The 22,171-nt window shown below is 44.4% G+C and carries 20 protein-coding genes; 1 reads left to right on the top strand and 19 read right to left on the bottom strand.

Going from position 1 to position 22,171, the window contains the following annotated elements; genetic code table 11:
• Positions 1–79: 79 nt before the first annotated feature.
• Complete coding sequence (locus tag ACPYIV_RS04240) at positions 80–1,441, top strand: MATE family efflux transporter (protein WP_425885702.1); 1,362 nt, start codon at positions 80–82, stop codon at positions 1,439–1,441.
• 5 nt (positions 1,442–1,446) lie between these two features.
• Here ACPYIV_RS04240 and ACPYIV_RS04235 read toward each other — a convergent pair whose 3' ends face one another.
• The 19 genes from ACPYIV_RS04235 to ACPYIV_RS04145 form a co-directional block, all read right to left on the bottom strand.
• On the bottom strand, positions 1,447–2,334 hold the full coding sequence (locus ACPYIV_RS04235) for an aldo/keto reductase (protein WP_425885700.1): 888 nt from the start codon (positions 2,332–2,334) through the stop codon (positions 1,447–1,449).
• Positions 2,335–2,336: 2 nt separating this feature from the next.
• Positions 2,337–3,686 (bottom strand): Na+/H+ antiporter NhaA, encoded by a 1,350-nt coding sequence (gene nhaA, locus ACPYIV_RS04230; RefSeq protein ID WP_425885698.1) that lies wholly within the window; start codon positions 3,684–3,686, stop codon positions 2,337–2,339.
• 70 nt (positions 3,687–3,756) lie between these two features.
• On the bottom strand, positions 3,757–4,950 hold the full coding sequence (locus tag ACPYIV_RS04225; RefSeq protein WP_293732541.1) for a sodium:proton antiporter: 1,194 nt from the start codon (positions 4,948–4,950) through the stop codon (positions 3,757–3,759).
• A gap of 48 nt (positions 4,951–4,998) precedes the next feature.
• The gene (locus ACPYIV_RS04220) at positions 4,999–5,607 is read right to left on the bottom strand and encodes an IMPACT family protein (protein ID WP_293732540.1); all 609 of its coding nucleotides are present in this window, start codon (positions 5,605–5,607) and stop codon (positions 4,999–5,001) included.
• A 3-nt stretch (positions 5,608–5,610) separates the two neighbouring features.
• Positions 5,611–5,829 (bottom strand): hypothetical protein, encoded by a 219-nt coding sequence (locus tag ACPYIV_RS04215; protein WP_293732539.1) that lies wholly within the window; start codon positions 5,827–5,829, stop codon positions 5,611–5,613.
• Positions 5,826–8,678, bottom strand: a complete 2,853-nt coding sequence (gene uvrA, locus ACPYIV_RS04210; RefSeq protein WP_293732538.1) for an excinuclease ABC subunit UvrA — start codon at positions 8,676–8,678, stop codon at positions 5,826–5,828. Before uvrA ends, ACPYIV_RS04215 begins: the two co-directional genes overlap by 4 nt.
• Before the next feature lie 11 nt (positions 8,679–8,689).
• Positions 8,690–9,667, bottom strand: a complete 978-nt coding sequence (locus ACPYIV_RS04205) for a lytic transglycosylase domain-containing protein (protein ID WP_293732537.1) — start codon at positions 9,665–9,667, stop codon at positions 8,690–8,692.
• Positions 9,645–11,003 (bottom strand): gliding motility-associated C-terminal domain-containing protein, encoded by a 1,359-nt coding sequence (locus ACPYIV_RS04200; RefSeq protein WP_425885693.1) that lies wholly within the window; start codon positions 11,001–11,003, stop codon positions 9,645–9,647. The genes ACPYIV_RS04205 and ACPYIV_RS04200 overlap by 23 nt, the downstream gene beginning before the upstream one ends.
• 68 nt (positions 11,004–11,071) lie before the next feature.
• Complete coding sequence (locus tag ACPYIV_RS04195) at positions 11,072–11,911, bottom strand: D-Ala-D-Ala carboxypeptidase family metallohydrolase (protein WP_425885691.1); 840 nt, start codon at positions 11,909–11,911, stop codon at positions 11,072–11,074.
• Between the two features lie 22 nt (positions 11,912–11,933).
• Positions 11,934–12,131: a hypothetical protein gene (locus ACPYIV_RS04190; protein ID WP_005647236.1), complete on the bottom strand. Its 198-nt coding sequence runs from the start codon at positions 12,129–12,131 to the stop codon at positions 11,934–11,936.
• 24 nt (positions 12,132–12,155) lie between these two features.
• Positions 12,156–12,644 (bottom strand): HU family DNA-binding protein, encoded by a 489-nt coding sequence (locus tag ACPYIV_RS04185; RefSeq protein WP_425885689.1) that lies wholly within the window; start codon positions 12,642–12,644, stop codon positions 12,156–12,158.
• A gap of 165 nt (positions 12,645–12,809) precedes the next feature.
• Entirely contained in the window at positions 12,810–13,274 is a 465-nt protein-coding gene (locus ACPYIV_RS04180) for a hypothetical protein (RefSeq protein WP_293732533.1), read from the bottom strand.
• A gap of 50 nt (positions 13,275–13,324) precedes the next feature.
• Positions 13,325–14,269, bottom strand: coding sequence for an HlyD family efflux transporter periplasmic adaptor subunit (locus tag ACPYIV_RS04175; protein ID WP_425885687.1), 945 nt, complete (start codon positions 14,267–14,269; stop codon positions 13,325–13,327).
• Positions 14,266–16,458, bottom strand: coding sequence for a peptidase domain-containing ABC transporter (locus ACPYIV_RS04170; protein WP_425885685.1), 2,193 nt, complete (start codon positions 16,456–16,458; stop codon positions 14,266–14,268). Before ACPYIV_RS04170 ends, ACPYIV_RS04175 begins: the two co-directional genes overlap by 4 nt.
• Positions 16,458–18,008, bottom strand: coding sequence for a vitamin K epoxide reductase family protein (locus ACPYIV_RS04165; RefSeq protein WP_300762030.1), 1,551 nt, complete (start codon positions 18,006–18,008; stop codon positions 16,458–16,460). The genes ACPYIV_RS04170 and ACPYIV_RS04165 overlap by 1 nt, the downstream gene beginning before the upstream one ends.
• A gap of 15 nt (positions 18,009–18,023) precedes the next feature.
• Positions 18,024–19,187, bottom strand: a complete 1,164-nt coding sequence (locus ACPYIV_RS04160) for a 6-bladed beta-propeller (protein ID WP_300762032.1) — start codon at positions 19,185–19,187, stop codon at positions 18,024–18,026.
• 99 nt (positions 19,188–19,286) lie between these two features.
• Positions 19,287–19,481 (bottom strand): TIGR04149 family rSAM-modified RiPP, encoded by a 195-nt coding sequence (locus tag ACPYIV_RS04155; RefSeq protein ID WP_301705615.1) that lies wholly within the window; start codon positions 19,479–19,481, stop codon positions 19,287–19,289.
• Between the two features lie 52 nt (positions 19,482–19,533).
• Entirely contained in the window at positions 19,534–19,905 is a 372-nt protein-coding gene (locus ACPYIV_RS04150) for a DUF3244 domain-containing protein (protein ID WP_300762033.1), read from the bottom strand.
• 174 nt (positions 19,906–20,079) lie between these two features.
• Positions 20,080–22,161 carry a tetratricopeptide repeat protein gene (locus ACPYIV_RS04145; RefSeq protein ID WP_425885682.1) on the bottom strand — a complete coding sequence of 694 codons (2,082 nt, stop codon included), beginning with the start codon at positions 22,159–22,161 and terminating at the stop codon, positions 20,080–20,082.
• Positions 22,162–22,171: the final 10 nt, after the last annotated feature.

Genomic DNA, 22,171 nt, shown 5'->3' with positions numbered 1-22,171 from the left:
TTATTTTTTACCAAATGGTAATTTCCGGTCGGACTTAAAGAGCTACTTTTGCAGACTGAAATAAAAAGTTACTTGAGTTATGCAGAGAGATCGTATTGATTTTGGTAGTATGAACATTCCGGTTCTATTCCGCAAAATCTTTTTCCCGACGTTATTAGGGATGGTTTGTATGGCGTGTATTACGATCGCCGACGGTATATTCGTGGGGCGCGGCGTCGGGAGCGACGCGCTGGCTGCCGTCAATATCGTGGCGCCGCTTTTTATGGTGACAACCGGAGTCGGGCTGCTCTTCGGGGTGGGCTCGTCGGTGGTAGCCTCCGTTCATTTGTCGCAGAGGAAGGTTAAGGCGGCTAATATTAATATCACGCAGGCATTGTTAGTCTCCCTCCTGCTGATGGCGGTGGGAGCGTTATTGGTGATGCTGTTCAATAAACAGACGGCTTATATGTTAGGGAGTTCCGACCAATTGCTTCCGCCTGTGCTCGAGTATATGAATTGGATCGTACCATTCTTGATATTCAGCATGTTGGCTAACATCGGGATGTTTGTCATCCGATTGGACGGATCGCCCAAGTTTGCGATGTTGTGCAATGTTGTCCCGGCTCTGATCAATGTCGTGCTCGACTATATTTTCGTCTTTCCGATGCAGATGGGATTGACGGGGGCGGCGCTGGCAACCGCGCTGGCACAGGTGGCCGGCGGGCTGATGGTGTTGGCCTACTTGTTCGGCTTTTCCAGGACGTTGCATTTATACAAATTGAAAATGAGCATGAAAAGCCTGCGCCTGACCTGTCGGAACACAGGCTACATGATCCGGTTGGGGGCCTCGGCCATGCTGGGAGAATTGGCGATCGCCTGCATGATGCTGGTCGGCAACTATGCCTTTATCCGGATGCTGAAAGAGGATGGCGTGGCGGCCTACAGCGTCGCGTGCTATTGCCTGCCGATCGTTTTTATGATCGCGAACGCGATCGCACAGTCGGCACAGCCGATCATCAGCTACAATTATGGCATGGGTGATGCGGCACGGGTGCACACGACCTTCCGGTTATCGTTGAAGACGGCTTTTATATCGGGGTTGCTGGTCTTTGTCGTGATGTATGCGCTTTGTCCGTATATCGTCGCGATGTTTCTGGAACCCGGCTGCCCGGCTTATGAGATTGCAACGAAGGGAATCCCCTACTTTGCTTCGGGATTCATCTGTTTTGCTTTGAATATTGTGTGGATCGGGTACTACCAGAGTATCAAATTGGCTAAAAAAGCGATGTTTTTCATGCTGTTAAGAGGGATTATCCTGATGAGCATATGCTTCCTGACCCTCCCTTATTTACTGGGAGTAAAGGGGTTATGGCTGGCAGTCCCGTGTGCCGAACTGATCATCTTCATCGCGTTGACGGTAGATTATCAGTATCGGCACAAGGTATGCAGGACGGTGGAATGAGGTAACTACCCTTTGGCGTTCCGCATCACCCGCTCGATCGCGTCATCCATCTGTGCGATGGATTCCAGCCCCAAGGTCATGCAGTGCAGGTTACTTTCGGTGACGGCAAAACGGATGGAGCGTTCGCGTTCGGCATCGGAGATATGTTTGCCTTCACCGAAAATTTTCATACCGATAAGTCCTTTGCCTTTCTTGCGGGCCTTGCCCAGTAGTTCGTTGACGGCTACGGTCGTGCCGTCCATGTGGCTCTGGAACGGGTTCAGGCGGGCGAGGATAACGTCGCACCACGGATTGTCGACGGCTTCGGCCATCGCATCCCAGTTGTGGCAGGAGACGCCGACAGCTTTCACGATCCCATCCTGTTTGGCTTTCGCCAGGCCGTCCATATAAAACTTACGGGTTTCCGCCCAGTCGCCTTTCGTCATGCAGTGCAGCAAGAGGATGTCGAAATAGTCCGTACCGGCTTCCTGACGGAAGCGGTCGAGGGTTTTGATGACCGGTTCGCGTTTTTCCGATCCCTCGTCGTAAGTCCACATTTTCGTCATCAGGGTGAGTTTTTCGCGGGGTAACTCTTTCAGGGCTTTTCCGACGAACGGTTGCGAACCGTACATATCGGCCATATCGAAGAAGCGGATGCCGCGTTCGTAGCCATGACGGGCCATCTTCACAAAGTTATCCATCCCCAGCCGGGTTTGGTTGGACTGGTAGTTCCAGCCTTTCGTCCCGGTTCCCATGGCAATGCGGGAGACTTTCAATCCGGTCTTTCCGAGTTTAACCCTGTCGACCGATACATTCGAAGGTACAGCCAACTGTATATTGGCAAATCCCGTGCGTGCTAAAGATAAACCGGCTACTCCGGCTACTCCTGTCTGAATAAATTTGCGTCTGTCCATCTTTATACTTGTTTAGGTAATACTTTCTTTAAGATCAAATAACCGCAGAGACCTGAAATGAACGAACCGGCAAATACGCCCAGCTTCGCCTGGTTCAACAACTCCGCTCCTACACCGGACATTCCGGCAAAAGAGAGGTTGGCGATAAAAAGAGCTACCGTGAAACCGATACCCCCCAACATCGACACCCCGAAAAGATTCCTTTTGCTCACACCTTCCGGCATCGTTGCAAGACGCAAACGGACAAAAAGATACGTGAACAGGAAAATGCCCAGCGATTTCCCGACAAACAGGCCGGCAAACACTGCCAACGGAATACCGGGCAACGAATTAATCTGTATATCTCCAAAAGTGACGCCGGCATTAACAAAAGCGAAGAGCGGCAAGATCAGATAATTGACTAACGGATGGAGCTTGTCTGCAATGCTCTGCAACGGGCTGATCGTTTTATCCGCCAATGAGTGGATATTATTAAGCACCTGTATCTGTGTCGGCGAAAGAACCGCCGCCTGCCGGGAATGGCGCACTTCGGTATAATCCAACATATTCAGATAGCCAGTCATTTCACAGGTAAAATCATCCAGCTTGACAACCGGACGGGCTGGAACGGTGAATGCGACCAATACGCCTGCAATCGTCGGATGAATACCCGATTCAAGGAACAGCATCCACACGAAAAAGCCCACTATATAATAAAAGATGATGTTATTCACCCTCATCTTCCCTCCTAAATACAGCAACACCAACAGAGCAAGCGAGATCAGAAGCGGCTCGAATGCAATCTCCCCGCTATAAAACAATGCGATAATAATAATACCGCCGATATCGTCCACCACCGCCAATGCCGTCAAAAAGATACGCATACTGAGTGGGACCCGTTTCCCCAGCAGACCTAAGACAGCCAAGGCAAAGGCGATATCGGTCGCCATCGGGATGGCCACACCCCGCACTTCAGGTGCCGAATGGCAAATCAGAAAATAAAACAATACCGGAACGATCATCCCGCCGCAGGCCGCAATAATCGGAAGCAGCGCTTTCCGTATCGAACTCAACTCTCCGATCAAAATTTCCTGCTTGATTTCCAGTCCGATCACGAAAAAGAACACCGCCATCAAAGCATCGTTCACAAAAGCCAGCATCGGCATAGCCTCTCCATGATGCATGAAAGGAGTGAAATTGCCTATCTTCAAATCGATCGGATGAGATAAGATGTGGTGATACGACTCTGCCCAGGGGGAATTGGCAAATAGCATGGCAAGGATCGTAGCCATGAATAACAAGATACTCGCGTTCGCTTTTTGCATAGCAAAGCGACGCAAAGGTTTAAGGATAACGTTAATGGTTCTATCCATATTGGTTTAATATATTACAGGAAGCGGCTTGCTTACCGCTTCCTTTGAGTTTTTCCTAACGACTGATCTCTTACTTACCAGCTTGCTCCAGTTCGTAAGCACTGCGGGTCAGTTTTTCAACCCACACGACAAATATACCGGTTAAAATTAAATTAAACACTATGGTAAGCACAGAAATCATAAGCGCCGGACCGCCTAAATTATAACCAAGCGCGATAAAGATGATTCCAGCCCCTACTTCACCGCGTGTAAACATACCGATAGACAGCGCCAAACGTTCACGTTTCCGTCTCTCCCTATAAAAAAACAACGGAAACAGTTTTCCTATATTGGACAGGAACGAAACAATCACGACGTGCAGGATAATCATCGGCCAGGACATCATCGGCTGCGCTCCGGTTATCGTTGTCGCCTCTGCAGACTGTGCGGCAAAGTCCACACCGAAAAAGACCGGCATACTGACACCCACCAGGAACATAAAGAGAAAAGATACGGATGTTGCGACATTATGCTCTATCTTCGTATCGATATGCTTATGCCTCATCACCATTCCTAATACAAACGCCGGCAACAAAACCTCGATATGGATGCTTGCATCCTCGCCATAGAAATATTTGGACACCAAATAAACCGCCTGTGTAATTCCACAGGTCAAGACGGCATAAAAAAGAATCGCCTTCCAATCCTGCCGCATATTATAACTACCCATCTTTCTCCATCCGATGATCAGCAGAACCATCACAATCAGGATGATAACACCCAATTGCCAGCGCAAACCCACCATCATGATCTGCAAAGGGATCATCAACAGGATCGTGTCCAGGTCGTCGAAGATCGCCAACACCTGCACCTTCTTATATACCCAGGAAGATTTCAATCCTGCCGCCGCCAACATCGTAAACAGGATTCCCGCCGAAGTCGGAGCTGCAAACCGGCTCAACAACAGGTTTTCTTTCCAGGCTTCTCCGCTGTTCCAATAGATATCGGGAAGCAGCACGAACATATAATATAACGCCACGAAGATCCAAGGGAAAGCGGCTGTCGCCATTGCAATAAAATAGTCCTCTGTATAGGACCGCCAACGACTTTTATCCATTTCAAACTCCCGCCCGACATTGATCATGATAAAGGCAAGGCACACATACAGAAGGGTGTTGGATGCCGTCTTCACCGACGAATAGTTCTCACCTACCATCGCCGGCAGGAATTGAGATACAACCAACCCCAACATCAGGAAAAAAGAAAATAAGAGAATCTTCTTCATTATTTACCAATTATTTTTGTTTAGAATTATAATAATATAACAACTTGATTAAAATTCGGTTCTGGGAATATAGGCACTTTCCACCTTTAATAACCGTGTTTTCAATCGTTCAGCCTCTCCTTTGCGGATGCGAAGGGTCATTTCGCAATCCATTTCAAACTTTTGAGAGACAATCATCGGGTTCTCTTCTTTAACAATGCGCATGATCCCGTTCAGATAAGGATATTCGAATGCAATGGTGATATCTTCATCAACAGTGCGCTCTTCTATCCCGGCAGCTGCAATCGCTTCGGCGGCAGCTGTCCGGTAAGCGACAATCAAGCCGCTCGTCCCTAATTCGATCCCCCCGAAATAGCGGATCACGACGACCAGGATATCCGTCAACTCGTTCGAATTGATCTGCCCCAGAATCGGTTTACCCGCAGTAGATGACGGTTCGCCATCATCGTTCGCACGAAAAGTAAGGCGTTCGGACCCTAACATATAGGCCCAGCAGACATGCCGGGCGTCATAATATTGTTTACGGTATTTGTTCAGTTGCTCTTTCACCTCCTCCACCGTACGCACAGGAATCGCATAGGAAATAAAGCGGCTGCGCTTCTCCGTATAATATCCTTCAGCTACTTGTTTAATGGTCTTGTAACTGTCGTCCGCCATATTTTAATCCGGTATATGGGTTTCCTGTTCTTCCCGGAAAGCCCGGAAATCTTTCATAATCTCTTCTATCTCCTCAATAAAGTAAGGATCTTTTACCTGCTTCTTCACCTCCTCATAATAGGTTTCGATAGCTTTTAACGCACATATATCCTGTCCACGCAGCAGAAAGTAAGGTTCTTCCTTCTCCACGCATTGTTTAATCATTTGAATAGGATTCTTCATTTCTTATAACTTTTTAATTCGTCTTTCAAAAATGGAGCCGTATAGCTCTTTGTTTTCGTTTTTACCATTTCTTCGGGAGTTCCGGTGAAAAGGACCTGTCCGCCGTTACGGCCGCCTTCAGGCCCCATATCGATCAGGTAGTCGGCACATTTGATGACATCGAGGTTATGTTCGATAACGATGATCGTATTACCTTTATCCACCAACTTGTTCAAAACCCCCAACAAGACACGTATATCTTCGAAATGAAGACCGGTCGTCGGCTCGTCCAGCACATAAAGCGTCTTGCCCGTATCTTTTTTTGCCAGCTCGGTCGCCAGTTTGACGCGCTGGCTCTCACCACCGGAAAGAGTCGTGGAAGGTTGCCCCAACTTGATATAACCCAGGCCGACATCCTGCAACACCTTTACTTTCGACAGGATCGACGGGATATTCTCAAAAAACTCCACCGCCATATTGATTGTCATATCCAAAACATCCGCAATGGATTTTCCGCGGAAACGAACTTCCAACGTTTCCCGGTTATACCGTTTACCATGACATTCTTCACAGGGGACCAGCACGTCAGGCAGGAAATTCATCTCGATCGTCTTGTACCCGTTTCCCTTGCACGTCTCGCAACGGCCACCGGATACGTTGAACGAGAAACGTCCGGGCTTGTAGCCACGCACTTTCGATTCAGGCAGGTCTACAAACAGATTACGGATATCCGAAAAGACTCCCGTATAAGTAGCCGGATTGCTTCTCGGCGAACGTCCGATCGGTGATTGGTCCACATTAACTATCTTATCGACATTGTCTATCCCCTCAATCGACTTGTAAGGCAACGGGTCTTCCAGGGAACGATAAAAATGCTGACTTAAGATCGGTTGCAGAGTCCGGTTGATCAAAGAAGACTTTCCACTACCGGATACACCCGTCACACAAATCAATGTACCCAACGGGAACGTCACATCCACATTCCGCAGATTATTCCCGCTCGCCCCTTTTATCGTGATAAACTGTCCGTTTCCTTTCCGCCGCTCTTTCGGAACGGCAATCTCGGTCTTTCCGTTCAAGTAGGCGGAAGTAAGCGTATCGGCTTTCAGCATCTCGCCGGGAGTTCCGGCAAATACCACTTCTCCTCCCAGACGGCCAGCCTTCGGTCCCATATCGACCACATAGTCCGCATTCAGCATCATATCCTTGTCATGCTCGACTACGACAACAGAGTTACCCGTATCACGCAATTCTTTCAACGAGTTGATCAAACGGACGTTATCCCGCTGGTGCAGCCCGATACTCGGTTCATCCAAGATATAAAGCACATTGACCAGCTGGCTACCGATCTGAGTTGCCAAACGGATGCGCTGGCTCTCTCCCCCCGACAAAGTAGCCGAAGCACGGTTCAACGCGAGATAATCCAATCCGACATCCAACAGGAACTTCAGACGGGAACGGATCTCCTTCAATATCTCGACAGCGATCTGCCTCTGTTTAGGATTCAACTTATCTTCGATGCCGTCCAACCACTCATACAGTTCGGAAATATCCATTGCCGAAAGTTCGGCGATGTTCTTTCCGGCGATCTTATAGTGCAACGCTTCCTTGTTCAACCGCTGCCCGTTACATTCCGGACAGGTTGCCATACGAATAAACTGTCCCGCCCATTTCTGTGCGGAAGCGGAAGCCTCGCTCTCCTGTTGCATCAGGATATATTTGGCAACCCCTTCATACGACAAGAAATAGTTGGAAGTACCCAGCGAATCGTTTTTAATTTGCAGGCGTTCGTCCGTCCCGTTCATAATCTCATCGATCGCTTCTTCCGGGATGTCCTTGATCGGAGTTTTCAGTGTTGCGCCATATTTCTCGCAAATTGCTTCGATCTGCCAGAATATCAGGGAATTTTTATATTTTCCCAGCGCCACGATACCACCACTATAAATACTGAGCGACGCATCGGGCACAATCTTGTTCATGTCCAACAAATTAACCTGTCCCAATCCTTTACATTTCGGGCAAGCACCCTGCGGAGAGTTGAACGAGAAATTATGAGGAGCCGGTTCACTGTAAGACAAACCTGTCACCGGATCCATCAAGCGGCGGCTGAAATGGCGTACTTCGTTTGTCCCGGCATCCAGCACGAGCACCAATCCATCCCCCTGCTTCATTGCGATACGCAGGCTTTCTTTCAAACGGCGTTCGTCCGATTCCGAAACGATCAGTTTATCGATTACGACTTCGATACTATGCATCTTATACCGATCGAGCTTCATGCCATGAAATATCTCCTTCATCTCACCGTCTACCCGGACATTCAGATATCCTTTCTTTCGCATCTGCTCGAAAAGTTCCTTATAATGTCCTTTACGGTTACGGACAAGCGGAGCAAGCAGATAGGTCTTTTTTCCTCTGTATTGGTTCAGGATCAATTCCAACGTCTGCTCCTCGGTGTACTTCACCATCTTCTCGCCGCTCAGGTAAGAATAAGCCTCTCCCGCCCTTGCATAAAGCAGACGGAAAAAGTCATAAATCTCGGTAGTCGTCCCTACCGTGGATCGCGGATTCTTGTTTGTTGTTTTCTGCTCGATCGAGATAACAGGACTCAGTCCGGTGATCTTATCGACATCCGGCCGTTCCATATTTCCGAGAAAATTGCGCGCATAAGCGGAGAAAGTCTCCACATAACGGCGTTGTCCTTCCGCAAAAATCGTATCGAAAGCCAAGGACGATTTACCACTACCGCTCATACCGGTAATCACAGAGAGCTTATTACGAGGTATATCGACATCTATATTCTTCAAATTATGGACGCGCGCGCCTAAAACGGAAATGCGGCCGCCTTCCAAAGCATTCTTATCGTTCATCATTTTCAGTTTACTTATTTCACCACCCAGGCCGGATTATGCACATAGGTGTTAGGCGTTTTATAATACATATCGGATTCTTTCGGTATCTGGATAGTATATGTTTTTCCCGCCGTCAGCAATTTACGATCGCGCAACCAGGGATTGAAACGTTTCAGGTCGGCATACGTGACACCATGCTTTTTGGCAAAGTCGGACAGTTCCTGAATATCAGCCGAGACAGCAATATTCTCGCATGCGATCGGTTTATACAAATCCTGCGCCCTCAAGACGAACCCATATTTATAGGGAGCTTCGAAGATCTGCTTGATAGCCATGATACGATAAACGTAGCGTGTAGTCTCTTCCACCAGCCAAAGATCGAACGAACTATCGGCCTCCTGCTTGACAAGTTCTCCGGATATACGCCCCATACCGGCATTATAGGAAGCGGCTACCATCGCCCAGTCTCCATATTTCTCATAAGCCGCTTTCAGATAACGGCAAGCCGCTTCGGTTGCTTTCGCCACGTCGCAACGTTCGTCGACAGTAGGCGTTATCGTCAGCCCGTACTGTCTGGCCGTACCTTCCAGCAATTGCCAGGTCCCTACCGCCCTTGCCGGTGACGAGACACGCGGATCGAGATGGCTCTCGATCACCGCCAGGTACTTGAAATCGTCCGGAATCCCATTGGCTTTCAGGATCGGTTCGATTATCGGGAAATAGCGGTTTGCCCGCTTAACCAGCAACATGGTAGTTGAATGGAAATAGGTGAAACTACTCAATTCCCGGTCAAAACCTTCATGCATATTATAACGTGTCAAATCGATATCCTTTCCGCAAAAAGAGGCGGAAGAAGGAATATCCGGCGACATGGTCACCGAAGAAACGACCGGACGCTGGTCCTTCACTTTTTCCGAATCATTCGAACCGATGGAGAGACAGGCTGTCAAACAGACAGCACTTCCCACCACAAAACCTGCTATACTATTATTGCTCAATAATTTCATCATCAATCTTCTTAGGTCTAAGAATATTTATAGAACCTTTTTTATTATATTTAATACCATCCGATCCCACTGCCTCTATCACATAAAAATAGACACCGGGAGCGACATACTTTCCTCCTTTTTTTCCATCCCAGCCTTCAGCCGGATTGGTAGAATGATACATCTGCACACCCCACCGGTTGAATATCCAGCACTTGAAGGTCACGAGCGACTTGTAGGCGACGCGAAACTCATCGTTGATACCGGGTGTAGTTCCGGGCGAGAATGCGTTCGGAATTTGCAGATCGGATTCTGCTATCTTGATTTCAATCGAGTTGGAAACCGCTTCACATTCGCCTGTCGCATTACTGACAGTCGCTACCGCCGTATATTCCCCTTTCTCCGTAAAAGTAAAATCGGTCTCATCGCTCCTGTCCTCCAGCAATGGGTTCGCAGCTCCGTTCTCCACATCGCTTCTATATATTTTCCAACTATAAAGGGCTACTACCGGATCATTTGCATATGCTCTGAAAGTGACCGTTGCCGGAGCGGAAAGATATTCCCCCTCTCCCGCTGTCATATTCTCTGCATTATCCATTATGAAAGTCGTATCTACGTGCAGCTCGACCGCTATCGCCTGATAAGTATCCGAAGTGATCGATTTCTCCACTCCGAAATGTTTTGCAAATTGATCACCGGAAAGCGTGACTTCCGTATCGCATAATGGCAAAGGTGCTTCATTATTATTAATCAGAGCCGAATAAGGTCCTTCCGACAATGTTCTTTGCACATTTTTAGGAGAGAATAATTTATTGTCCTCAGACCACTCTAATGTCTGATAAGAAACTTCGAACTCCCGCTTCACCGTCATCCGGCTTCCCGAAGGAGTGTAATAATACATGACCGGGATAGCCGGAGAACCTTCCAGCCAGAAACCGTTACAATCCCCTTTGACTGTAATACTTTCGACATTAAAAGCATATTTACTATAATCGATAATCCACACGTACCAACCGTTTAAACCGGAAGCCGGATCCTCTACATAATAACCGGTTCCTTCCTCTATATTTCTGATAACAGATGTCGATCCATTCTGTTCACACGGAACAGGCTCCCGGTCCAATGCTTTTTGCTTATACCGATACCACTGATGACTGGGGGACGAAGATGTATAGCTAACCTCCACATTATCCATTCCATACACCAGATAAACCCATATACGATTCCCTTGATTTTCCAGCAAATAAGGGGTCCCGCTTCCTCCTGTCACCGTATATTGCTGTGCCTGAATGGCCAACACCACAAACAAGAAACAAATCAATCCACCCAGTTTCCTAATTTTAATTCTTAGCATATACATAACCTAATTAGCTTACAAAATTACTATTTTATACGGATTTATACGGAGATATATAGCTTTTTATTGTATTATCCGGACTTCAATCTTTTATAAAGAAAGAAACTCAAGGCTAATAAAAGAGCAACGCCACAGAACAAATAACCCGGTGAACGGCTTGTCCGGCAGGCCTCCGCCCGGCTAAATGTTTCCGCCGTATGCCGACCGGCATAGTCCGTTTGCCGGTATGCCACAATTTTTCCGGTATCGGTTAACTGCCTGCTGCGATCCATTTGCAACGTTGTAACGGATTTCGGATATTGCTTACCGGCACTGTCGGGAGCGAAATAAACAATCCGTTGCAAATTCCAGGCAACCGTATCGATCAGGCGGATATCTTTTTTCAGCACCTCCGTCTCCGCGTTTGAAGAACGGATGCTATCCAGACGGACAGCCGACTCCTGTCGATGGTTCTGCCGGCTCAGGCCGCATCCCGACAACAGGAAAACCAGCGCAAAGAGACGTAAAAGCACCTGCATCCGGTTTTTACCGGTTTTCTTTAGCGACAAATGCAGGAAATTACGCTTCCGGTAATGAATCGCCTGGTCGAATTCAAGCCCCGACTGCCGTAAAACAGCTAACAATTCCGCTGTGTCCGGCACGTAGCAATCGGCAGCCTCCCCCCTCGTATGCTGGCTACCGGGTACACCTCCCACCAACCGGTTAACCTCCTCGCTACGAAACCCGCTTGTCACCACAACCGGCTTGCCATACAACTTCCGCAGCGGCTCCAATAACCCCGTAACCAAATACTTCAACGCCGCAAGCGCCTCCCTTCCCGGTGTATTATCAATCCCTTTTTCCATCCCGGTCCTGCTATAACACATCTCTTCCAACCTGAAATGCTCACTCAACCTCTCTCCCTTTTTCATCTCAATCTTCATTTTTTATTTTTCAATTTTTAATTCTCAATTTATAAGAGTAATCCACCCCGAACAGTGCCCCCGCAAACGTGCTGATCTCCCCGAAAGCCACCAACACGCTGTTATCCACCTTCCCCTGCGGATCGATCCAAAATCCGCAGAAGAGCAAAACAATCCCGCTCATTGTGAGCAGGATTGCCATCGTCAACTGAACCGTCAACCTCTTCATAATTTATGATTTGAGATTTATGATTTATACATTACTACCAACGCATAAATCATAAATCATAAATTTCAGAGTTCTCCCGGTCTTTCTTCCTCTCCCCCCGCCTGAAGCCGACCCGGCCGTTTCCGGCATGATTCGTTCGAAACTTGTACGGCTTTTCATGGTACGTAACGCCTTACCCGGCAGGAAACGCACACGAGGTTCACGGATAAGCCCCGTATTAAAATCACCGGAACCAACTACACCCTGCGATCCGAAGTTCAGACGAAAAGTTCCCAATTCGCCCACATTCACGCGACGCCCATTACGCAAATGACGCCCCAAAACCACATTCAGACGATCCAATACAGCCTTTACACCGGCACTCCCGGCAACAGTACTGTCACCCACTTCTTCGATAAGTTCTTCAAACGTCACCAAGTCACCACTGACCATCTGTGCATACACCTTTTCAGGAGTTTCTGCCTGATCCTTACCTAAATTTCTTTTCTGAACCAATTTGTACTTCAATGCCATAATCTTTAATTTTTAAATGATTAATAATTTGTTTTTGATCACACTGCAAAGATAGAGTACCCGCAAACCGTTAAAAAAGCAGTGAGACAAGGCAGGTGAAAGGTGAAAGGTGAAAGGTGCGACAAGCGGTATTTCACCTTTCACCTTTCAACTTTCACCTTTCAACTATTCCATCTCACTGCTTTTCTCCATCAGGTCGGCAAAATCGAACGAATCCATCCGGGCATACCGGATTTTGTCGGCCAAATACTTGACGGACACATCCATATCAAAAGCCAGCAAAAGAGAAAAAGAAATTTCCGTATACGAAGATTTATGATTTTTATACGGATCCACCAATAAATTAAGTACCTTCAGGAATAGATTTAACTCGTCCATCCCATGCAGAAACTCACCGAGCACCGTCTGTTTCCGGACATAATCCACAAAACGCTGGCGGTTCGCCTTGATCAGGCGCACCAAAAACAACCGGTAAGGCGTTGCCAGATCCGTCCAACCCGACAGGGCAAGCCCGAACGTCCGGTCAAAAAAAATGCCTCTTTCTTCAAGAGGCATACACTTCAATAACTCATGATACAGACGAACGGTAGGCTTTGCGCCACCAAACAGCGCAATCAATTGTTCTTTCATAAATAACTTCCGGGAGGGGGAAAATTGATCCCTCACGCCCGGAAAGCCACTTACATACCTTCCCGCAAGATCTTTTTCAGTGGCTGGAAGAATCGCTCTATCAAACGAATATCTTCTGTTACGATTCCAGCCGTGGCTTTCATTTCCTGGGCTACAGGAAGACAGATTCCGTAATTGGTGGTCAGTCCGCCGGGGAAAACAATCTCCACCCTGTAATTGTCTTCCAGCGGAACCATCGAGACAGACAACACACGACCCTCCACGATCCCGAACTCCTGGTCCGGAAAATTACTGAACCGCACGATCACACGCTGCCCCTTCCGCACCTTTCCCGAACTCGCGACCGGCATCGACGCCAGGCCGATCCATTCGCCGGGTTCCTCCGGCACGATCCGCGCAAACAGGTCGCCACCCTGCACATACAGGTTCGGATATCCTTGCCGCAGCAGCTGCACCCGTCCCGAAGCCGAAGCCTCTATGCAATAATCCATTTCCCAACGCCGTACCGCCGCCAACAACTGCCCCAACGCAGCCCGGTAATCCCGTGACGCCGGATCTTTCGACGCCAAAATCGTATAAGCAGACTGGATATCCCCCAACTGCCATACATCCTGCAACAAGTAATAACTCAGCCGCTCCGGCTCCCCGGCATAACGCACCAACAGCTTCTTCAACCGCAGCACATCTTCCGTCACCGCCGTGTTCTCCACCACCGCCAGCGGCAAACCCTCTTTCACCTCCTGGCCGTCGACAACATACAGGCTACTCACCTTCCCCGAAGTGCGCGCCACGACCTCCGTCACCGGGTTCCGGCTTGTCAACCTCATCTCCGCCTCGATCACATCCGGATAACGGAAGAAAAAACTCCCCACGACAAGCGCAAGCACCACAAGAGCCAACACCGTGATCCCCCACCTCACGATCCAGGCCGGCACATGCCCCATCACTTCCTGCACCGCTTCACTGCGCAGCTCTATGTCTTTACCTTCTTTCAATTGCCTAATTCCAATTGGTTCTTGACTAATTTGTAATATATCCCGCGTTTCGCCGTCAGTTCCTCATGCGTTCCCTCTTCGGTTACGCGGCCTTTGTCCAAGACAACGATGTTGTCCGCATCCCGTACCGTACTCAACCGGTGCGCCACCACGACCACCGTGCGGCCCCGGTAAAACTGGTGCAGGTGCTCCATGATCTCTTTCTCGTTATTGGCATCCAAGGCATTCGTCGCTTCGTCCAAGAAGATAAACTCCGGATTCTTGTACACCGCACGGGCAATCAAAATACGCTGCCGTTGTCCCTGGCTCACGCCGTTTCCTTCCATACCGATCTTCGTGTTGTAGCCCAACGGCAACGAGTCGATAAACTCCCGGATATTCGCCACCGTAACGGCATGCAGCAAACGATCCTTATCGATCGATTCCGCCCCGACCGCAATGTTACGCGCGATCGTGTCCGAAAAAATGAAACCGTCCTGCATCACGCAACCCGTATGCGCACGCCACACATGCGGGTTCAAATCCTTCAGCAAGACATTCCCCACCCGGATTTCCCCTTTGTTAGGCTCATAGAAACCAAGCAGCAACTTGACAAGCGTCGTCTTCCCGCTGCCGCTCGCCCCTACGATAGCCGTCACTTTATGTTCCGGGATCGCGAGGCTCACATGTTCCAGCACATAGTCCCGGTCAGCCCCGTCATAGCTGAAGCACACATCCCCGATCCGTAGCGTCCGGTCTTCCGGGATCCTGTTCGTTTTCAAAGCAAGCGTCTGTTCCTCATCCTCCTTCTGATGGATCTCGCCAAGCCGTTCCAAGCTGATCTTCGCATCCTGGAACGCACGCGCAAAGCCGATGAACTGCTCGATCGGAGCCGTCAGTTGCCCCACGATATAGGTCAACGACATCATCATACCTAACGTCATTTCTCCCGAAACAACAGCCCGGGCGGCTAAAAAGGAGATCAGGATATTGGTGGTTTGGTTAAAAAACACCGATCCGAGCTGTTGATATTGTTCCAAGGCCAGACCTTTGATGCTTATCTTGAACAGTTTCACCTGGATGCGTTCCCATTCCCACCGCTTCTCCGTCTCGCAGTTGTTCAGCTTGATCTCCTGCATGCCGGTCACCAGCTGGAAAAGGTTGCTCTGTTCGCCCGCAGCCTGAGCGAACCGCTTGATGTCCAATTCGCGCCGGTACTTCATAAAAGCCAATATCCATGCCACATACAACCCGTTGCCGACTAAGAACAGGCCCAATATCGTCAGGTCATAATAGGCCAATACAAAGCCGAACACGATAAAATTGACAAACGAAAAAAGCGTCGAGATGGACGAACCTGTCATAAACGTCTCGATACGGTTATGGTCGCCGATGCGCTGCATGATGTCGCCCACCATTTTCGTATCGAAAAAATGCAAGGGTAACCGCATCAGCTTGGCAAGAAAGTCGGAGATCAACGCGATATTGATCCGGGTATTGACATGCAGCAGAATCCAACTACGGATAAAATCCACAGAAAGTTTAGCCACGAAGATCACCAACTGAGCAATCAGTATCAAGGTGATAAAGGTTAGATTGCTATCCCGGATACCCGTATCCACCATGCTTTGCATCAGGAACGGCAGGATCAGTTGCAGGATGCTGGCCGTCAGCATTCCCAATACCAATTGAAACAGTTCACGCCGGTAAGGTGTCAGATAACGGAAGAAAAAAGACAAGCCTTTCCCTGTCCGCATATCCTCCTCTTCGCGATCGTAAAAGTCAGGGCCCGGCTCTAACAATAAAGCTGCTCCCACTTCCTCTCCTTCTAACATACTGTCACACCAACACTTTTTTAATTCAACTTCATTATAAGACAACTTCTTATTTGCAGGATCAGCAATATAGAATTTTCCTCTTTTCACTGTATAACAAACAACAAAATGACGTTGATTCCAATATAATATACAAGGTAGCGGAGCTTCATCCCGTAATTGTCCCAATGAAATTTTTACTCCCATTGTCCTAAAGCCTATTAACTCGGCAGCATCACTAATTCCTTTCATCGAAACACCTTCACGAGTAATGAAAGCATGTTCACGTAAATATCGGACAGAATAATTTTTTCCATAATACATTGAGATCATACGTAAACAAGTCGGACCACAATCCATCAAATCCGGTTGATTATAAAAAGGAAAACTTTTCATCACATATCCAATTCTAAATCCAGCAGATTATCTAAACCATAATATTCCGGCAAAGCACGTCCATCTAATACAACCATCGGGGTATGATTAATTTTATTCGCCTGAATCCATTCCATATGTCTACTTAATTCTATATTAAATTTGTTTTGATTCAAATCAAATACATACTTTAAAAAAAACCTTTTTTCATTTCCGATCCCTTCATTTAGCCATTTCAACAAAATATCACTCATTTTCATTTTTAAATCAAAATACAAATACATAAAAAATTTACACACAAAAGCATGTTGCTGATTAAAAGGGTAGTATATAAATTGTATAAAAACACCTTCTTTATATTTTTGCAATATCATGTCAATAATAGACGGCATATGAATACAAGATTGGCAATATGGATTAATCAGAATAGAAATACAATGTTTTCCTTTTATATCACCTTGGACAATATTAGTCACATTCAAAATATCTGTATATTCTTTTTCTTTCATCAACAATGTTTTGAAAATATCATCATTCATTTTAAATTTATTTAAGTATAAATTATAGCTACTTATAAGAGTATTATCTGAATACTTTTCAAAACCTACATCCACACAAAAATACAAAAACACATACAATCCTGTTATAAACAAATAATTGCCAACATTAATTCCATTTATATATGTATGAAAATAAATAATAATCCCAAAAGATAACCATAAAGACAATACTACAATCAAACAAAATGGACACCATACTTTTTTTAATATTTGATATCCTATACTCCACATAGAATAACAAGTAACAGGAATTGATAAAGAAGTCATACTCGCAACAATATCACTTCCAAAAAACAGCAAAAAAATATTCAATAAAAAATAAGACAAACCTATTTTACTCCAATCAAAAAGACCAAATAGTTTTGCAAATTTTGAGTTAAGAATCAATAAGCAATTATTTTCTTTAAACAAAGAACATATTTTATTTGCTATTTTATTATCTAAATTCTCCTCTTTTAAAATTGAATAAAAAGACGCCAACAATCCTAAAAAATTAGTTACGAACAGCAAAAATAGCTCTACACCTTTTCCTATCAAATAAAAAGAGGCACATATTAAAAAAAGAAGAGATAAAATCACAAATATTCTAAATTTCAAATCTTTAATTCTATTTGAACGATAACGTGGTTCAATAGAATTAGAAGATACCTGTGCTGTCAAACATATGGAATTCCACTTTTTACAAAAAGATTCTATAGATACAATTTCAAAACAACCTTTAGTAAATATTTTTATTTTTCCATGATCTAAAAATTCCAGTACAAGAACTAAATCATTTTCATTACATGTAATAAATGGACAAGTTAAATCAGAAATAAGATCATTATTATCAACTTCGAAACACTCATTATACATATTATATCTTGATAAGAGTGCTGAAATTCCATACAAGCTGTTAGCATATGGATACTGTAATATAAAATGTTTTAAAAAATAATTAGTATGCCTAACATTCAGTATATTTAGAAACAGATCAATAGTTTTATATAAATATTTTTCTTGACTAATCATCGTTTATTTTATATATCATTTTTTAGGGGTAGCTATTACAACTATAGGATTATCATCTTCCATAAGATTTGAAACAAGGCGTTTACCTCTCTCGCTCATTCCTCTCTCTCCATTTAGTTTAACATACTCACTTAATGCTTGTACATCCAAAACACCATAAACTTCTCCATTTTCATTCATACCACGTAAAATAACAGAAGTTAATCCATCTGTGTCATTTGTATATCCATAATGAAACTCATTAGCTTTTTTGCTATGAGGAATATATATTTTTTTATTTTTTTTATCAAAAGCACAATTATAAGTTGTCATTTCCGAATATCCTTTAGCATATTTAAAGAAGATAAAACGATCACTTTCACCAACCCACAATATATTAATTTGGTCACTGGCAACAGATGAAGGAAAGCCATCAAGTTGTAAATCTGGAATCTCTTTATTCCCAGTCCGAAAAATAATATGAGGTAATATCCGCTTATCCCGAACCTCGTAAGTCATAGCATTAAAACCTATTCGTGAAAAATAAAGCTTTCCCTTATAATTATAAAATATCAAGAGTCCACCACCTGACAAAACATCCGTTCCAAGAATGTTTTCATTTTTATACACTTTAGAGATAACCCCCTGTTTATTAAAGACAACAAGCCTATATCCTTTCTCACAAAACTCAACTGAAACATTTCCAATATATTGATTTGAATTTATTGCCCACGGACTAAATGCTGTAACAATGTCATTGTTTATACTTGGCTTCTTTATAATATCTACCATCTCACCAGTCTCTATATCATAGCCTTTCCATTTATCAATATCATTAGCATAAAGAATATTACGTTTTTCATTCAACCCATTTAAATAAACAATCCAACGACGATATTCATCCGGACCACCACCTTCACGATCCAATCCTCGAATAAACTTTCCGGTTTTTCTATCAAATAGATAAGTTTGCCAAAAAGCATTCATCGCGACAATATACTTATTTGTCACATAATAATAAGCTCCGGGCTTCAATAAACATTCCGGTGTTGTTTCCAATGAAACATACTCTATTTTATCAAATAAAACGTTTAAAGATGCATCTTCATTACTATTTTTAAGATCAACAATAAAAGGTTTATTTTGAGCTAAACCCAAAAGTGAATATAATAAACTACACAAACAAAAAAATATTTTCATACCTTACTACTAAAATCAACAACAATTTAGCTTCAAACTCACCAATGAGAAATTATATTAAATTCATATTGGTAAATCTGAAGCTTTTTACAAATTACTCTAATAGTAACATCTCACATCATGCCCTAATGAATACCAAGCATCCATCCAAGCAGCTGCAACTGCTCTGCTGTCAGTTGTAAAGGAGCTATTGCTACCTGATCTGTAACATTCAATGCCCCCCTTAACTCTCTTCATCTCACTATCTGAAAGAATTGCATTTGCTTTCAGATTCATTTTAGATAACTTTCTCATGATCGTATAATATTTAATTAACAAAATAGAGCTTAAAGCCCATTTTCATTCACTACAATTTATATTCTCCTGTAAAAACCTTTTCTTCATAACTAATCTGAATCTCATAAGTTCCATTTTCATTATTTATTGGAACAGAAACCGTTTCCGGAGATAAAAAAGATTTCGTTATGCTTTCACCACTCTCTACATTTGTAATAATTACTGTTGCCGTACTTGGCAAATCCCAAAACGACACATAAATCATTTGGCCGTCAACCCAAGCCCGCACAGGAAGAAGACTACGAGGATCATTCTTTTTTTCTTTCGCCCGTATCTCTATTTCGCGGGAATCCATTATCTTTGCAAACGTCAAGTCAGGCAATGTCCATGTTGCCAACAATACATAAATAAAAATCAATATCAATTTTTTCAAATTATTCATGGTACATCTTTTTTAATTCAACAGGAGCAAATTTAAGGGAAGCAAAACAATAAAAACCCGATTAGATAAAATAATAACAGTTTTTCTTATCTATATAAATATCAACAAAATAAAAGCGCACCAAATCGTTATGCCCTATACACAATCGGGGTTTTCACTATAAAAACCCGATTATCAATACCACCTTTTCATTATATTATCTAAAGACTGTTTGCCAAACACAGAAAAGTGAGCTTTTTTAATCTCCGCTTTTATACTTGTAATCGTATCAGGCTTCAAATCATATATTTCAGAAATTAGACCATTCTTTATGCCCAATTTGACCAAACAGCATATCTGACGCCAACGAGGCTCCATAGGATACAAATCGTCCAAATGATCGACAAATTCAGGAAATACCTTTTCAAAGTTTAAGAAAAATTCCTCCCAGTCCTTTGAATCAAATTCGTGATGATGGGATTTTCTGACAAACTTAACCAAATAAGGGTTCTGTGCAATCAACGCACTTCTCCATTTTTCATACATTTCACACCTTAACGAAAGTCCCTTCACAATTTCGCTTTCACGCAATGCCTGCTTTTCCCTCAATCCACGCAGTTCTTCCAATTCCAGACTAAGCTGCTCTGCATTCCGCTTGTTTTCTCCCAATTCTCGGGATAACAAACCAAATTCTTCCTGTAAACTGTTATACTTACCCGTGATACAACCAATTTCGTTTTCCAAATTGCCTTTCTCCTTCTGCCAAGCAGCCAATTGCTCATGCCTATCAGATAGCAACTGGTTTTCCTTTTCTACCAGTGTTTGTTTCTCTTTTAATGCAGCTTCCAGCCGTCCCCGCAGCTCTTTATTTTCTTCTTTCTTTTTTTCCAGTTTATCTTGATATTCTGCCTGAAAAACGGAATTTTCATTCTTTAAACTTACGATTTTCTCATTATACTCTTTCGTCTCTTTTTCATTTTTGTTCAATTGTCCACGAATATCTTCCAATAAAATATCTTTTCCCTGAATTTTTTGCTGATTATTCGCCAACTGTTCGACGGTTTCTTGTAATCGCTTCCGAAATTCTTCAAGCCTAAGCTTTTGCTTCCTGTTTTTCCGTTCCCAAACCATATAAATGCAGACTGAAGCAAGACTGGCACACAGGAAACAGATTAATAAAAGATTACGGACATCACGAACTTTTTGTATTTGCTGATTTTGCTTGTTGACCAACCGCTCTTTATTATACAATGCCTCTGCTTTGGCTAATTTTTGAGGTTGATACAGATGTTCTATAGAATCTCGGAGTGATAAATAAGATTCGTTATACTGACAAGCTTGTTCATAGCGATGCCCCTCGACAGACAAATCGTACAACAAGCGATTTGCACTGCATTTTACATACAAGTTGGTACTCACAAGCGACTTTTCAGCATAAAACAAGGCGGAGTCCGGCATTTGCAGCTTTTTATAAAGTTGCCCGATCGCATAATACCACGATGATGACGAATCTTCCGTTCTCGGGTACTTCAATGACTCTTGGTTATAAGTCAACGCTTTTCTATAATTGCCTTGCTCTTCATAAAGATTGCCTAAAGAAGAATACAGATAAGCCAGTTGAGTAATTAAATGTTTTTGTTCTGCTATGTTTAAGGCTTTATCCAAATAAAAGAAAGCACTGTCTAATTGCCCCAAACTACGCATACATGCTCCTATATTTTGCAAAGCACTTACAGCTCCAACCATATGTTGTATCTGTTCATAAACTTGATACGCTTCTTTATAACAAGCCAAACTTTTCCTGTCACTTCGATTATCCCAATATAATGAACCCAAATGGTTACAGATACGGGCTTTCAAATCAAAATCCATTGTTTTCTCAACCTGTTCTTTTGCTTTCAGATAAGCATCTAACGCCTCTTCCGAAGCATTCAGATCCGACAACACCCGCCCCTGGCAATAATAAGCCTGCGCCTTCCGATGCGGATCCTTTCGCTTCTCAAAATAGCGTACCGCCACATCGATCAGCGAATCCGATGTATGCTCCACATAATTTTTATCCCGTGCCTGTGTAATCAACAAACACCACGTAGCATAGTCTTCCGCGGAAAGTTTTTCCGGAGATGGGACGGATTCCAGCAATATTAACGAACTGTCCGGATGATCCGGCATGAGCGTTTCTGCCTCATGCAAAAGAGGGAGAACATGGGGATGCTGCCGGCAAGCGACCAGGCTTAAAATCAACAATAGAAAAATTGAGCATATGAGTTTTTTCATCGTACTGCGT

Source organism: Parabacteroides vesiculifaciens, assembly GCF_049860805.1.
Lineage (GTDB): Bacteria > Bacteroidota > Bacteroidia > Bacteroidales > Tannerellaceae > Parabacteroides.
The sequence above is the reverse complement of the archived record's forward strand: the minus strand, read 5'-3'. Positions and strand labels throughout refer to the sequence as shown.

What these genes read in the sequence shown, in the direction of transcription:
- ACPYIV_RS04240 (WP_425885702.1), top strand. Translation starts at nt 80, where the DNA reads ATGCAGAGAGATCGTATTGATTTTGGTAGTATGAACATTCCGGTTCTA.
- ACPYIV_RS04235 (WP_425885700.1), bottom strand. Translation starts at nt 2,334, where the DNA reads ATGGACAGACGCAAATTTATTCAGACAGGAGTAGCCGGAGTAGCCGGT.
- nhaA (WP_425885698.1), bottom strand. Translation starts at nt 3,686, where the DNA reads ATGGATAGAACCATTAACGTTATCCTTAAACCTTTGCGTCGCTTTGCT.
- ACPYIV_RS04225 (WP_293732541.1), bottom strand. Translation starts at nt 4,950, where the DNA reads ATGAAGAAGATTCTCTTATTTTCTTTTTTCCTGATGTTGGGGTTGGTT.
- ACPYIV_RS04220 (WP_293732540.1), bottom strand. Translation starts at nt 5,607, where the DNA reads ATGGCGGACGACAGTTACAAGACCATTAAACAAGTAGCTGAAGGATAT.
- ACPYIV_RS04215 (WP_293732539.1), bottom strand. Translation starts at nt 5,829, where the DNA reads ATGAAGAATCCTATTCAAATGATTAAACAATGCGTGGAGAAGGAAGAA.
- uvrA (WP_293732538.1), bottom strand. Translation starts at nt 8,678, where the DNA reads ATGATGAACGATAAGAATGCTTTGGAAGGCGGCCGCATTTCCGTTTTA.
- ACPYIV_RS04205 (WP_293732537.1), bottom strand. Translation starts at nt 9,667, where the DNA reads ATGATGAAATTATTGAGCAATAATAGTATAGCAGGTTTTGTGGTGGGA.
- ACPYIV_RS04200 (WP_425885693.1), bottom strand. Translation starts at nt 11,003, where the DNA reads ATGTATATGCTAAGAATTAAAATTAGGAAACTGGGTGGATTGATTTGT.
- ACPYIV_RS04195 (WP_425885691.1), bottom strand. Translation starts at nt 11,911, where the DNA reads ATGAAAAAGGGAGAGAGGTTGAGTGAGCATTTCAGGTTGGAAGAGATG.
- ACPYIV_RS04190 (WP_005647236.1), bottom strand. Translation starts at nt 12,131, where the DNA reads ATGAAGAGGTTGACGGTTCAGTTGACGATGGCAATCCTGCTCACAATG.
- ACPYIV_RS04185 (WP_425885689.1), bottom strand. Translation starts at nt 12,644, where the DNA reads ATGGCATTGAAGTACAAATTGGTTCAGAAAAGAAATTTAGGTAAGGAT.
- ACPYIV_RS04180 (WP_293732533.1), bottom strand. Translation starts at nt 13,274, where the DNA reads ATGAAAGAACAATTGATTGCGCTGTTTGGTGGCGCAAAGCCTACCGTT.
- ACPYIV_RS04170 (WP_425885685.1), bottom strand. Translation starts at nt 16,458, where the DNA reads ATGAAAAGTTTTCCTTTTTATAATCAACCGGATTTGATGGATTGTGGT.
- ACPYIV_RS04165 (WP_300762030.1), bottom strand. Translation starts at nt 18,008, where the DNA reads ATGATTAGTCAAGAAAAATATTTATATAAAACTATTGATCTGTTTCTA.
- ACPYIV_RS04160 (WP_300762032.1), bottom strand. Translation starts at nt 19,187, where the DNA reads ATGAAAATATTTTTTTGTTTGTGTAGTTTATTATATTCACTTTTGGGT.
- ACPYIV_RS04155 (WP_301705615.1), bottom strand. Translation starts at nt 19,481, where the DNA reads ATGAGAAAGTTATCTAAAATGAATCTGAAAGCAAATGCAATTCTTTCA.
- ACPYIV_RS04150 (WP_300762033.1), bottom strand. Translation starts at nt 19,905, where the DNA reads ATGAATAATTTGAAAAAATTGATATTGATTTTTATTTATGTATTGTTG.
- ACPYIV_RS04145 (WP_425885682.1), bottom strand. Translation starts at nt 22,161, where the DNA reads ATGAAAAAACTCATATGCTCAATTTTTCTATTGTTGATTTTAAGCCTG.